General features: G+C 42.9%; 10 protein-coding genes and 1 tRNA gene. 8 read left to right on the plus strand and 3 right to left on the minus strand.

Annotated elements, in window-relative coordinates; translation table 11 throughout:
- The first annotated feature begins 296 nt into the window (after positions 1-296).
- From VE944_RS29620 to VE944_RS29640, 5 genes are all read left to right on the plus strand, one after another.
- Positions 297-3401, plus strand: a complete 3105-nt coding sequence (locus tag VE944_RS29620; RefSeq protein ID WP_324985954.1) for a PAS domain S-box protein — start codon at positions 297-299, stop codon at positions 3399-3401.
- Entirely contained in the window at positions 3398-3874 is a 477-nt protein-coding gene (locus tag VE944_RS29625) for a response regulator (protein ID WP_324985957.1), read from the plus strand. Before VE944_RS29620 ends, VE944_RS29625 begins: the two co-directional genes overlap by 4 nt.
- On the plus strand, positions 3874-5838 hold the full coding sequence (locus VE944_RS29630; RefSeq protein ID WP_324985960.1) for a hybrid sensor histidine kinase/response regulator: 1965 nt from the start codon (positions 3874-3876) through the stop codon (positions 5836-5838). Before VE944_RS29625 ends, VE944_RS29630 begins: the two co-directional genes overlap by 1 nt.
- A gap of 449 nt (positions 5839-6287) precedes the next feature.
- The gene (locus VE944_RS29635) at positions 6288-7511 is read left to right on the plus strand and encodes a pentapeptide repeat-containing protein (RefSeq protein WP_324985964.1); all 1224 of its coding nucleotides are present in this window, start codon (positions 6288-6290) and stop codon (positions 7509-7511) included.
- A gap of 1134 nt (positions 7512-8645) precedes the next feature.
- The gene (locus VE944_RS29640) at positions 8646-9845 is read left to right on the plus strand and encodes an ABC exporter membrane fusion protein (RefSeq protein WP_324985967.1); all 1200 of its coding nucleotides are present in this window, start codon (positions 8646-8648) and stop codon (positions 9843-9845) included.
- Between the two features lie 22 nt (positions 9846-9867).
- Here the strand turns inward: VE944_RS29640 and VE944_RS29645 are convergent, their stop codons facing one another.
- The 3 genes from VE944_RS29645 to alr all read right to left on the minus strand — a co-directional run bounded on the left by VE944_RS29645 (position 9868) and on the right by alr (position 11829).
- Positions 9868-10014 carry a hypothetical protein gene (locus VE944_RS29645; protein WP_324985970.1) on the minus strand — a complete coding sequence of 49 codons (147 nt, stop codon included), beginning with the start codon at positions 10012-10014 and terminating at the stop codon, positions 9868-9870.
- 353 nt (positions 10015-10367) lie between these two features.
- Positions 10368-10449, minus strand: a tRNA-Leu gene (locus tag VE944_RS29650).
- Positions 10450-10641: 192 nt separating this feature from the next.
- A complete protein-coding gene (alr, locus tag VE944_RS29655) occupies positions 10642-11829 on the minus strand; it encodes an alanine racemase (protein ID WP_324985973.1) in 1188 nt (395 codons plus the stop codon).
- A 302-nt stretch (positions 11830-12131) separates the two neighbouring features.
- Here alr and VE944_RS29660 point away from each other — a divergent pair, with 302 nt between their 5' ends.
- The 3 genes from VE944_RS29660 to VE944_RS29670 all read left to right on the plus strand — a co-directional run.
- The gene (locus VE944_RS29660) at positions 12132-12629 is read left to right on the plus strand and encodes an HNH endonuclease (protein WP_229553472.1); all 498 of its coding nucleotides are present in this window, start codon (positions 12132-12134) and stop codon (positions 12627-12629) included.
- Positions 12630-12721: 92 nt separating this feature from the next.
- The gene (locus VE944_RS29665; protein WP_324985976.1) at positions 12722-12901 is read left to right on the plus strand and encodes a hypothetical protein; all 180 of its coding nucleotides are present in this window, start codon (positions 12722-12724) and stop codon (positions 12899-12901) included.
- Positions 12902-13492: 591 nt separating this feature from the next.
- On the plus strand, positions 13493-14352 hold an 860-nt coding region (locus tag VE944_RS29670), incomplete at its 3' end, for a DHH family phosphoesterase (protein WP_324985979.1).

The raw sequence follows: 14352 nt of genomic DNA on the forward strand, positions 1-14352 counted from the left end.
AATAAGACACCTGTCCTATCCTAGTCAATGCTAGGGGAATAGGAAAAGGAAATGTCTCTAAAAAAGCGGCTGAAGATTTTAGATTTAATTCGGGAGCTTCGGTAACAACTCAATTTTTCTCAGAAATAGTTTGCTGCTAGATTAAAGGTTTCATTCAAAACCAGTCAATCGTTGAGAAAATCGGTATACAGTGCCTTCACGGATAGCGCTAAAACGAATAAAAGAAATGTTACGGCAGATGGCTGAACCCGGCAAAAGGCTGCTAAACCAGTATTTTCCAGAAGCAGAGTAGGGTTATGGCTCATAAAGTGAGGGCATCGGAACCTAAAAAGATTTTTGTTAGCAGTAGAGAGCAACTGCTGCATTATGGTATTGCTTTGGTATCCTTTGCCTTAGCACTGGGGGCAACTCTGCTGCTCAAAACATATCTGACGCCAACTCCTGCGGCGCTGTTTTATGTTGCGGTGATGGTGAGTGCTTGGTATGGTGGCTTGGGCCCGGGGCTACTTGCTACAGTTTTGTCTAGTTTGGCAATCAACTACTTCTTTTTTAAGCCGTTCGAGCCGCATAATATTACAAGTCTAAGTAAATTAGTCCCTCTGGTCGTGTTCATCCTGGCAGCAGGGTTAATTAGCTCGCTCAACGAATCACGCCGCACAGCCCAACGGAAAGCTGAGGCAAGTTTGAAGTCTCTACGTGAAAGCGAGGCCAGGTTTGGCCGCTTAACAGAGTCCAATATTATTGGGGTAGTTGTGGCTGATCTGAACGGCTTAATCATTGAAGCCAATGATGCCTTTCTAGAAATGCTCAATTATACACGCGAGGATTTGCGCTCTGGTAGAATTCGCTGGGGCGAGATTACTCCACCCGAATACATTGAAGTGAGTGAGCGAGCAATTGAAGAACTTAGAATTACTGGGAGTTGTAAGCCCTTTGAGCAAGAATATATTCGCAAAGATGGCTCTCAAGTTCCCGTCTTAATTGGCTTTGCCAAGCAAGGAGATAGGACAATTATTGGTTTTGTTCTTGACTTGAGCGAACAGCAAGCTGCGCTACGCGAACGCAAACAAGCAGAAGTTGCCCAAAGCATCCTGCAAATGCTCTTAGAACATGTCCCAGAGGGAATTACGATCGCTGGTGGCCCCCCTGATTTCCGAATCATTGCCAACAGCAAACTCGCGCAAGAGCTTTTGGGTAAACCTGGTGAATCCCTCGTTGGTATGACTTCTAGCGATTACGTTCAGTCTTACGGTGTATTTTTGGCTGATGGTGTAACGCACCTTACCCTAGAGCAATTGCCTTTATACCGTGCTACGCGCTACGGTGAAACAATCCGCGATGAAGAATGCATCATTGAACGTCCTGATGAAACCCGGATTATAGCCAGCGCTAATGTAGTACCGATTCGGGATTCCCAAAGTCAGATTATCGGTGCAATCAATTGCTGGCGCGATATTACCAACCGTAAGCAAATGGAGGAGGCACTACGACAACGAGAAACAGAACTTCGCTTAATTACAGATACGTTACCAGTTTTGATTTCCTTTGTAGATTCAGAACAACGCTACCGTTTCAATAACCGGGCATATCATGAGTGGTTTGGGCATCCGGCGACAGAAGTTTATGGAAAGCATCTTTGGGAAGTTTTAGGTGAATCCGCTTATGAAGTGCTTCGTCCTTATGTGGAACAAGTACTGGCAGGAGAGCAGGTGACTTTTGAAAGTCAAATTCCTTATCAAGATGGCGGTACACGTTATATTAATGCTGTCTACGTTCCCCAGTTTAATCAACAGGGAACCGTTGAAGGATATGCGGCGTTGATTACTGACATCAGCGAACAGCAAGCTGCGCTACGTGAACGCAAACAAGCAGAAGCAGCGTTGCGTGAAAGTGAAGCCCGCTTTCGCCAAATGGCAGACACCGCTCCCGTACTAATCTGGATGTCCGGTACTGACAAACTTTGTAACTACTTTAATAAACCCTGGGTAGATTTTACCGGGCGGACTCTAGAGCAAGAAATGGGCAATGGGTGGGCTGAAGGTGTGCATCCCGATGATTTTCAGCGTTGCTTAAATACATACGTTAATGCCTTTGATGCCCAACAAAATTTTAAAATGGAATATCGCCTTAGACACAATGATGGCGAATACCGTTGGGTTTTAGATACTGGTGTGCCTCGGTTTGCACCAATTGGAGAGTTTCTCGGCTATATCGGCTCCTGTGTCGATATCCACGATCGCAATTTGGCAGAAGCAACGCTACGTGACAGCGAAGAGCGATACCGAATTTTAACAGAAGTGTCGCCCCAGGCTATTTGGATGGGCGATAGCCATAATGGTATTACTTATTGCAATCAATACTGGTTTGATTACAGTGGATTGACAATGGAGCAGACATCTGGATATGGCTGGATTGATATCATTCACCCTGAAGACTGCGATCGCGTTTTTAAAACTTCGATGCAGGCTGTTGCTAAGGGTACAAACTACGAAACAGAAATTCGCTTTCGTCGAGTTTTTGATGGTAGCTATCGTTGGCATCTTGTGCGGGGTTTGCCATTTCGAGATGCAGCCGGACAAATTATTAAGTGGGTGGGCATCGCTAGCGACATTCACGATCGCAAAGTTGCCGAAGCCGCCTTGCAACAACTCAATGAAATGCTAGAGCAACGGATTCAAGAGCGCACAGCCCAACTCGAAGCCGCCAACAAGGAACTCGAATCATTTTCCTATTCAGTCTCTCATGACTTGCGATCGCCGCTTCGCCATATCGCCGGATTTATAGAATTGCTTCAAAAGCGGCATAGCTCAACAACTACGTTAGATGAAGCAAGTCAGCGTTATTTAAGAATAATTGCAGAAACTAGCAAACAGGCAGGAATACTAATAGATGAGTTGCTCACATTTTCTCGCATGGGGCGCACCGAAATGCGTTACATCAACATCAATATGGAGCAACTAGTCGAAGAAATAAAACGCGATTTGCAAATCCAAATCCCAGGACGCACAATCAATTGGCGCATAGAGTCACTGCCAGAAGTTCAAGGTGATCCTTCCATGATGCGGCTCGTCCTTCGCAACCTCATAGACAATGCCGTAAAATATACGCAGACTCGAAACCCAACAGAAATTACTGTTGGCAGTATTGACAATGAAAACGAAGTTGTCTTTTTTGTACAAGATAACGGCGTAGGCTTTAATATGCAATATGTTCACAAGCTATTCGGAGTATTTCAACGCCTGCATAGCGATCCACAATTTGAAGGTACAGGTGTTGGATTGGCAAACGTGCAACGCATTATTCATCGGCATAATGGTCGAGTCTGGGCAGAGTCTGTAGTTGACAGTGGAGCCACCTTCTATTTCTCACTACCTAAGTTGTCAAAGAAGGAGGGCGAATGAAAGAACTTAAGCGAATTCTGCTGATTGAAGACAGTGCCAACGATGCAGAATTAATCTTGGCTGCCTTATCGGAAAATCATCTCGCCAACGAAGTGGTGGTACTGCGTGATGGAGAGGAAGCACTAGATTATCTCTATCGCCGGGGACTGTTCCGGTTGCGGATGGAAGGGCATCCGGTTGTGGTGCTGCTCGATTTAAAACTACCTAAAATCGATGGATTAGAAGTGCTGGCAGAACTAAAATCTGACCCAATAATGCGAGTGATTCCAGTGGTAGTACTAACATCTTCCAGTGAGGAGCCAGACTTAGTTCGATGCTACGAGTTAGGCGTTAATGCTTATGTCGTCAAGCCTCTTGATTACCATGAGTTTGCTGATGCTATCAAGGGTGTAGGACTGTTTTGGGCAGTGATTAATCAGCCCCCTGTTGGCGCTCTACCTCCAGCACCTCATCGTCAACAGGAGAAGAATTAATGAATCTACTCCGTTTCCTGCTTTTAGAAGACAGTTTGTTAGATGCAGAGCTTGCCCAAGCGACGTTAACCGAAGGCGGAATTAATTGCGAACTAATACGAGTTGAAACTGGCGCTGATTTCTTGGCTGCTTTGGAAGCAGAGACTTTCGATTTAATTCTTGCCGATTATGCCCTGCCATCTTTTGATGGAATTTCGGCTTTAGAAATTGCCAGAAATAAATGTCCAGAGATTCCTTTTATCTTTGTTTCTGCCGCGCTGGGTGAAGAATTAGCGATCGAAGCCTTGAAAAATGGCGCAACCGATTATGTATTAAAGCAAGGACTAGGGCGGTTAGTTCCCTCAGTGCAACGGGCATTGCGGGAAGCTAAGGAGCGCCGGGAGCGCCAGCAAGCGGAAGAGTCGCTACAGAAGAGTGAAGCCAAGTATCGCCGAATTGTTGATACCTCGTATGAGGGAATTTGGATGATTGACTCTCAATCACGAACAGAGTTTGTGAATCAACGGCTCTGTGAGATGTTGGGCTATCCGGCAGAAGAAATGCTTGATCGTTCTATGTTTTATTTTATCGATTGCGTTGATGGGGTAGCAGCCGAAGAGAAACTGGAGTGGCACAAGCAAGAAGGGAGCGATCTTAAAGAAGCTCGATTGCGCTGCAAAGATGGTTCGTATATTTGGACACTGATTTCTGCTAGAGCGATTTTGAATGAACAAAATGAGTTCTTGGGCGCGATCGCTATGTTAACGGATATCACCGATCGCAAGCGCACCGAATCAGAACGCGATCGCCTTTTGCAACTTGAGCAAACAGCCAGAGCGGAAGCCGAAGCTGCTAACCGAATCAAAGATGAGTTTTTGGCGGTACTTTCTCATGAATTGCGATCGCCACTGAATCCGATTATCGGGTGGGCAAAACTATTGCAGAGCCGTAAATTTGATGAGATATCACTTAAAAAAGCCCTTCAAACTATTGAACGCAATGCTAAATTACAAGCTGAACTAATTGAAGATTTACTAGATGTTTCTCGCATCCTCCAGGGCAAACTCAACCTTAATATGATGCCAGTCAATCTGGCATTTATTATTGAATCTGCAATGGAAACAGTGCGTTTAGCAGCAGAGGCAAAAACCATTCACATTGAGACGGCGCTTGATCCGCAGGGGAAAGTTTTGGGTGATTCAGCCCGCTTGCAACAAGTCTTCTGGAACCTGTTATCTAATGCCGTCAAGTTTACAGAGGTTGGGGGAAAAGTAAATGTGCGATTGGAGTGCTTCGACGCTCAAGTGCAGATTACTGTGAGCGATACAGGCAAAGGTATTCACCCTGATTTTCTACCTCATGTGTTTGACTATTTCCGTCAGGGTGACGGTACAACAACTAGAAAGTTTGGTGGGTTAGGATTAGGTTTAGCGATCGCTCGTCACTTGGTCGAAATGCACGGTGGAACGATTTGCGCCGAAAGTCTTGGCGAGGAGCAAGGAGCTATCTTCACAGTTAGATTACCACGGCTCAAGGAAGCTGCAACAATCAAGGATGACACGAGTGATGATTTCTCAACTGCCGTTTTTGCCGCTTCTCCCCTCATGGGTTTACAAGTTTTGATTGTAGATGACAATGCTGATACCCGCGACTTCTTCAGTTTTGTACTGGAACAGTTTGGAGCGATCGTCACCACAGCAGCATCAGGAGATGAAGCATTACAAGCGCTAACACAGTCAAAGCCAGATATCTTACTCAGCGATATTGGGATGCCAGAGATGAACGGCTATATGCTCATAAAACAGGTGCGGACTCTAGAAGCAGAAATAGGGGAAAAACAGATTCCCGCGATCGCTCTGACTGCTTATGCAGGCGAAATCAATCAGCAGCAAGCACTAAAAGCAGGCTTTCAACAGTACATCGTTAAACCTGTAGCACCAGACGAATTGCTCATGGCGATTTCTAATCTAGTTCAATCTACTTAGGTGTTTGCGATCAACCTGAGTAATTAGATTAACCTCGTTAAGGTTACAGATTTTAAACTCTTTTTCATAGCTAACACAACCGTTTCAATTGCGTGGAATAGCTTCGCTTCAGGCACAACCATGTTAAGGGACTTCCAAATAAAAAAATATACAACTATTTATTGTGGGGTGGGCGTCTCGCCCGCCCATAGTCAAAGGCGGGCAAGATGCCCACCCCACAAGATTGGATAATTTATTTCTTGGAAATCCCTAAGTCTCTATCACTATCCACAGCAGTTCAGAGGATGTTTGAAAAATAACTTATCGAAGATTTTATAGATAATTTCTATGAAGTAGATTTAAGGATCTGTCAAGTAGTTACGTGTTTGTACTCTATCATAACCTTGAATATGGTCTTAAAATCAACCTAAATTCACTTCCGTAAGGAGTCAGATATGAAGACTTATGACATGTCTCTCATAAAGACAAATGGACTCACGACTTTCTTGGTATTTGTCTCAATTATATTTATTTTCACATTAACTCTAATTTTTTCATTCTTTGAAAACATTGCAGGATTTTCAAATCAAGAAAAAATAGAATATATTAATCAAGCATTAATAACTGTTGCCATAATTATCGGAGGATTAGCATTAATTATTAATGCTTACTATACTTCTAGACTCTCTTTTAATGACAATCAGAGTGTGTTAAATAAATTTCTTTCTGGCACACTAGCTTGGGAAAACAACATCGTAACTGACATTAAGAACACCCAAGAAACTTTAGAAGAAATTGTTCCAGAACGTTTTTCTAAAGCAATTGAGCAGTTGGGAAATGAAAAGATTGAAACGCGGTTTGCCGCAATTTATGCTTTAGAGCGAATTGCCAGAGATTCTCACAAAGACCATTGGACAATTATGGAAATTCTCGCTGCATTTATCCGCGAGAATGCCCCAGTAAATCAGAAATATGAGGACTCACACCACTCATCAAAACTTCCTACAGATATTCAAACAGCCTTGACTGTCATTGGACGACGCGATTCACATAAAGATCCGGTAAATCAGAAACTAGATTTACGCAATACAGACCTCAGTAATGCAGACTTAACTGAAGCAAACCTCTCTAGGGCAATTCTCGCTGGAGCTAACTTGCAATGGGTCAATTTTACCCGAGCAAATCTGTCAGAAGCAGACTTATCAATAACCTATCTTTGTGGATCAATCTTCTATGAAGCCAACCTGCAAAAAGCAATGCTTCCAGAAGCCAATCTCCAAGGCGTAATCCTCAGAAAAGCAAACCTCTCAAAGGCAACCCTTTATGATGCCAACTTAGAAGGGGCAATCCTTTGTGATGCCAAATTAGAAGGAGCAATCCTCTGTGGTGCAAATTTAGAAGGAGCAATCCTTTGTGATGCCAACTTAGAAGGAGTAAACCTTGAGGATAGCAACCTTCAAGATGCAAATCTAATTGGTAGTAATTTGCAAAATGCAAAACTTGCTGGAGCCAACTTAGAAGCTGTGTTACTCAGTACAGCTAACTTGCAAGATGCTAACTTCCAAGAGGCTAACCTCTCTAGAGCAAACTTGAGTGGATGTGAAAACCTTAAATTACAACAGATTGAACAGGCACTTGGCGATCGCACAACAATGCTACCAGAAAATTTGAAAATACCCAAACACTGGAAGTAACAAAGAGCTAAAGTTTCAGTCATTTAAGCCCCTTGTTATAACCCGCGCAGGCGGGTTTTTTATATAGACATTTCATTCTATACATAAACCGCCCAGAACTAAAGTTCTTGGCTAATAGCTAAAGTCCGTTAAAACGGACTAGAACCTTTTCTCAGTCATCTTTAGATGACTTTCACTATAAGAGAGGTGAATTCATTCTGAGGCGGGCTAGATGAGAATGAAATAGCCCTGGGGTGGAGGGTGGGGTACAATGACCGTGGGAATCATAACTAATTACCCGGACTTGATATAACAGTTATGAAATGCCAAGAGGTTTTCAATATAGTTGCGATCGCGCACTGAGGTTATTGCTAGCTAAGGGATTGACCAATTTAAAATACCATTCAAAAAATAAGTTTTAGGAGCAAAATATATCACTAAAAATTATATAAATATTAAATTCAAAGATATTTCTTAGGAATTAGAATTTATTTGGCTTTCCTGACAAAAATATTTTCTCTGACTGAATTTGCCTCTAATTGTTGGCGCTGTTACAAACCACAAACTTGAAAACGTTTACTATACCTGAGTACTTTAAAAAAACTAAAGTAATTCGTCAAAAACATAAATCTTTTAATACTGGAGAGTGATATCAAACCCTTTTGTATTGGAATTATATCAGATTCCGTTAAACACTTATAATATCTGTAGTAGGGTTTGAGGAACTAAACCCTACATTTTATCCTTGTTTATGTTGGGTTTCACTGCCGTACTCCTAGTACAGCACGGCGGAAATAAACATACCATTTCAAATGGCGTAAAAGTTTGGAATACAATTATGCGTGAATGCGTGACTTCCGCCTTGCGGTACTAGGGGTATCTTGCTACAACCCAACCTAAATTGATAGATTTTATTATAAGTAATCACCCGAAATTGATATTACTCCTCTTTCCTCTTTCTCTGCCCCCTCAGCGTCTCTGCGGTTTTTAATCATTCAGATGCTACCGGATTTGATATGACTTGTTGTTATCCTATCGAGCTAAATAGCAGTAGGTTGGTAAATTATCAACAATTACCATTTCTAATGAACTATGAATCGAACGATTAACAAGAAGTATTTAGTTTTTTCTGCGCCACTAGTTAAGAGGTAATCTATGGTGCGAAACTCAAAGCTAGGGTATAGAGCGTTCCCTAAGTCTCTTCTGCGTCTATCCGTTGGTGTAGGTATAATTGCATTTTTATTGATTGGCGGAATAAGTTTTTATATACTAAAAAGCTGGCAAAATTATGCAAATCCAGAGGCACAAGTGCCAGCAACACAATTGCCACAGTTAAAAACGGTAACAGCTTTAGGGCGGATTGAACCACAGGGAAAAGTAATTAAACTCTCTGCTGCGGTGTCTGCGGAAGGAAGTCGGATAGAAAAGTTGTTAGTGAAAGAGGGGGATAGGGTAAAAGCAGGACAGGTAATTGCAATTTTGAACAGCCGCGATCGCTTGCAAGCAGAATTAGAACAGGCACAGGAACAAGTAAAAGTAGCCCAGGCAAACTTAAACCGCATCCAAGCAGGTGCTAAACCCGGTGAAATTGCCGCCCAAAAAGCCGCGATCGCTCGCTTACAAGCAGAACGCCAAGGTGATATTAATGCCCAAGCAGCGACAAATGAGCGATTCCAAGCCGAAGTACGTAACGCCCAAGCAGAAGACGAACGGTATCAGCAGCTATATAAACAGGGGGCAATTTCCGCTTCCCAACGAGATAATAAGCGTTTAAACTTGGAAACCTCTCAAAAAAGCCTGCAAGAAGCACAAGCACAGTTAAATCGGACTCAATCAACTAGCCAGCAAAAGATTAAAGAAGCCACAGCAACACTCGATGAAATCGCCGAAGTGCCCGGAGTGGATATAAAAGCTGCCCAAGCAGAAGTCAATCGTGCCATAGCAGCCATGAATCTGGCAAAAGTAAATTTAAAACAGGCCGAAGTGCGATCGCCTCAAAATGGACAGATATTTGAGATCCATACCCATCCTGGCGAATTAATATCAAATGATGGCATTGCTGATATCGGACAAACCAACCAGATGTATGTCATAGCCGAAGTCTACGAAAGCGATATCGACAAAGTGCGTTCAGGGCAGCAAGCGCGAGTATTTGGTGATTCCCTCTCCATTGAATTCCAGGGAATCGTAGATCGCAAAGGCTTACAAGTGCGGCGGCAGAATGTCATTAACACAGATCCTGCTAACAATATCGATAACAGAGTAGTCGAAGTCCATATCCGACTAGATGAAGCTTCCAGCCAAAAAGCCGCCACCTTAACCAATATGCAAGTTAAGGCAGTAATTGAATTATGAATAGGGGAGTGGGGATTGGGCATTAGTTATCGAAGAGGACTTGGGGATGGGGAAACAATTCCCCAAGTCTCCTTGTCTCCCCATCCCCAAGTCGTGCGGCAACGCCCAAGGGTTTAAGACCCCCACCACTTTTTGGTGGACTTGAATCAGGTGGGGTCTGAATCCCCATCTGATTTCCTCCCCTTGTCCCCTTGTCTCTTTCTTCAATCCAAGGCGAGATAACAACGAAGCGAAGACTTATCAAGATATTAAGTAGGACGGCGTAAATAATTAAAGGTTTGTAGTAAGGACTTCAGCCCTACTTGGAGGGCTAAAGTTCTCACTACAAACTAATTCCAAAATTTTTTACATTAGTTAATATAGTTTGAATTATTCTCACCGACTTACTTAAGGGCAGCATCTCTTATACGTAAGTCCTATTTAGGCAATGCAATCAATATTTAAATAGGCTGGTAATTATCCCTGAAATTTTAACTCCAGTTTAAGCACCAGCCTAGATAAGGCAATTCAATTTATTAATAGTGCGGATGAAAGGACTTGAACCTTCACTCCTTTCGGAACTAGAACCTAAATCTAGCGCGTCTGCCAATTCCGCCACATCCGCATCAGTTTACTATCATACCATAAGAAATTATTTTTGGGAATAGGGAGTGGGGAATGGGAGAGCAGGGGGAGCAGGGGAGGCAGGGGTAGATAAAGAACCAGTATATTGCTGGGGGCAAGGGGGAAAATAAAAAATTACCTCTTTCCTCTTTCCCCTCCGCTCCCTGCTCCTGTGCCTCTTCTCCATGCCCAATTACATAACCGCAACACGAGGCAGACGATGCTTAAACCCACAGAGAATTTCCCAAGAAATAGTGTTTAGTTGTTCTGCCCAATCGTCTGCTGAAATTTTTTCTTTTCCCTGTTCCCCTAGCAAGGTGACTACTTCCCCTTCTTGGATATTGGGTATAGCACTCACATCCAGCATCAACTGATCCATTGTAATTGCCCCGATTTGCGAAACTCGCTGACCGCGAATTAACACCTGCATTTTGTTGGAAAGATTGCGAGGCACACCATCAGCGTAGCCAATTCCTACGACGGCGAGGCAAAGTTCACGCGGGGCAATAAATTTATGCCCGTAACTAACAGCTGTTCCTGCGGCAATTGTTTTAACTTGGGTGACTCTTGCCTTAAGTTGCAAAACCGGCTTGAGATTGATCACATTTTGTAAATGGGTTGCTGGGTAGAGTCCGTAAACTGCTAAACCTACTCGCACAATGTCGTAGTGCAATGCCGGATTTGTCAGTGCAGCAGCTGAGTTTGCCAAGTGCAAGCAGGGCGCTTGGATTCCCATTGCTTTGATTTGAGCGATCGCTTCCTCAAATCGTTTATGCTGTTCTTCCATCGCCGTAGTATCAGGATCATCTGCTGTTGCCAAATGAGAATAAATACTGGCAATAGATAGATGTGGTAAGCGCTGCACTAGTTGCACAAATTCACCAGCTTGCTGCCAATTAGTTCCCAACCTAGACATTCCCGTATCTAATTTGATGTGTACGGGTATGGGAGAATCATAGTTTATGGATTCTAGAGTGTCGGAAAATACTAAAGCTTGTTTAGGGCTACAGAGTGTAGGCTGAAGTTTCCAATGTGCGATCGCGTGAATCTGCTCTGGTGTATGAGTTGCTCCTAAAATCAAAATGGGCGCTTGAATCCCCCCTTCTCGCAATTGAATCGCTTCTGGAATTGTAGCGACTCCCAGCCAACTAGCTCCCGATTCGATTGCAGTTTGGGCGACTGTTATCGCTCCATGTCCATAAGCATCAGCTTTTACTACTGCCATCAACTCAGTATGCGGCGATAAAAACTGTACCAATTGCTTTACATTGTACGACAACGCCCCTAAGTCAATTTCTACCCAGGCTCGTTGCGAAAACCACTCATAGGTGTCGCACTGCTGATTAGTAACTACACCAGGGATTTGTTTGTGACTTAACATTTGTACTGACTCCTATCCCACCACGGCTAAACTTTTAAGTTATCCATACACGCTTACTAAAGCGAGATCAGATTAAATAGGAAGTGTAACCTTCATATTGGAATTGCTACAAGATGTTGCGGTATTAAAGTAAAAGTTAAGAATTATGAGTGGGAGCAAAGCCTGAGACGTTCCTCACTTCTCAACTTCTAACTCATAACTTAATTGCCGAATTATCCTGAAAGTATAATTTATTCTCATCTCCCTAGTAGGATGTATTTGTGTTAACATTTATGTAAAGCTAATACCCTGAGCGCAGATAAATGGGGAAGGTTTTAGTCTTAAACGCCTCTTACGAACCTCTCAATATAACGAGTTGGCGTCGTGCTGTGGTTCTGTTAATCAAAGGCAAAGCAGAACATGTGGAACACAACGGCAAATTCCTGTACTCGGATTTTCCGTTGCCGACCGTGATCCGGTTGCGTCATTACGTGCGTGTTCCTTATAAAGAAATTCCTCTGACTCGCCGAAATATATTGCACCGTGATGGTCATGCGTGTCAATACTGTGGTTATACAGGGGATGAGTTGACCCTAGACCATGTAATACCGCGATCGCGCGGCGGGGGCGATAGCTGGGAGAACATTGTGACTGCTTGTGTGCGTTGCAATGTCAAAAAAGGCAGTCGAACTCCCAATGAAGCTCACATGCCTTTACGTCATCCTCCTCGCCAACCTTATAGCAGCCTCTATTTCGAGGTCAGTAAACATCTTAAGAGTGGACTGCATACAGAGTGGCAAAAGTATGTTATAGGTCTTTGAGCAAATAAGCAGAGGAGCAAAAGAGAAAGAAGAAATACCTTTTTGCTTTGGGAGAGTGCCAATAAATTTAGTTATCGATTGTTAAAAAATTGGTGGCTATATTTGCTCGCAACGAATGCGATCGCGTCTCCCAAACAGGTGCAATGACTCAACGCTCAAGCCTCTACATTTATGTATGGGGCTTGCTCCCTAGCTTATGTCTTCTTGCACTAGTACAACACGGCGGAAATAAACCTACTATTTCATTACAGCCAGAAAGCCCAAAAATATAGGTTTTTGACGTTTTAACTTTTGACTTCCGCCTTGCGCTACTAGACTTCGCTCTAAATTATCAGAATTTTTAAAGGGGATAAAAAACACGCATTGTTCAATACTCACAAGAATGAGAGTATTGAGCATAAGACTATTTCAAATATCAAGGAGTAAAACTAAAGTCTAAGATATAAATTATACCCTAAGTCAGATTAAAATCCCACTCATTGAATTTAGAAAGACAAAAAAAGCTCGTCAAACAGATTTATGCTGTCAGATAAAGCCCTATATAAGCTGTTGCGCCTTTAATTTGCACTAATATTTTTTCAAAATGCTTGTGGGGTGGGCATCTTGCCCGCCCTGATTGTGCAAGTTGTATACATAACAGCTTACTAAACTTTTTTGTTTCCAGCACCTATAGGTCTAAGAGTGGAATTTACTTCATTATGGGCCATTGTTAAGCGCTGCTGTGACTGACAAAAATATACTCAGATGTATAGTGCAATGTCCTGATATTTTTGCGAAGATCAAAATAATGCGGCTGAATTCAGTGAATTGCTGATTATAGTATTTCTGAATTAAAGGAGCCTCACACTTTAAAAAAGTTCCCTATGTACTTGAATTCTCCCGTTACTCAGTTTGAGAGTTTGTCATCGACCACAGAGCCAAACCCAGAGGAACCTGAAATAGAAAAAGCGCCAGTGGAAGTTTCGTTTAAAACTCCGTCATTACCGCCATCGGTAAGCGATGGAGCTATATATCTTAATAACCGTGGTAATTCCCTGGCACAACAAAAGTCAGAAGAACTGCAAAGAACCCTTCTGGCACACCGTCATGATCGCCAACTGGTAATTCTGCAAGATTTTCCTGATCCTGATGCCCTTTCCTGTGCTTGGGCTTATCAGTTAATTGCCCAGCAATATGATATCAAATGTGAAATCATTTATGCTGGCGCATTGAGCCATCAAGAAAATATTGCCTTGGTAAGGTTAACTAATTTACCTATCCAACGCTGGACGCCGCAAACCTTGAAAACTAAGGATTTGTCATGTTATCAAGGTTTTGTATTAATTGATAACCAGGGAACCACTTCACAGCTACTGTCAGCAGTGCAGCAGGCTAGAATTCCTCTAGTAGTCCTCATTGACCATCACAGTATCCAAGGCGATCTGCAATCAGAGTTTGAGGATATCCGTCCTTATGTTAGAGCGACGGCAACAATTTTTACGCAGTATCTCCAAACGGGGTTATTGGCATTAGATAGCAGCATAAATCAACACGTTAAATGTGCAACTGCCTTGATGCACGGCTTGCGATCGGATACAAATCGGTTAATGCAAGCACAAGAAGAAGATTTTATGGCAGCTGCCTATTTAAGCCGATTTTATGATGCTCAACTGCTAAACGCCATTTTACAGGCGAACCGTTCCAAGCGGGTAATGGATGTGATCGAGCGATCGCTAAAAAATCG

It is taken from the genome of Nostoc sp., assembly GCF_035638895.1.
Taxonomy (GTDB): domain Bacteria; phylum Cyanobacteriota; class Cyanobacteriia; order Cyanobacteriales; family Nostocaceae; genus Nostoc.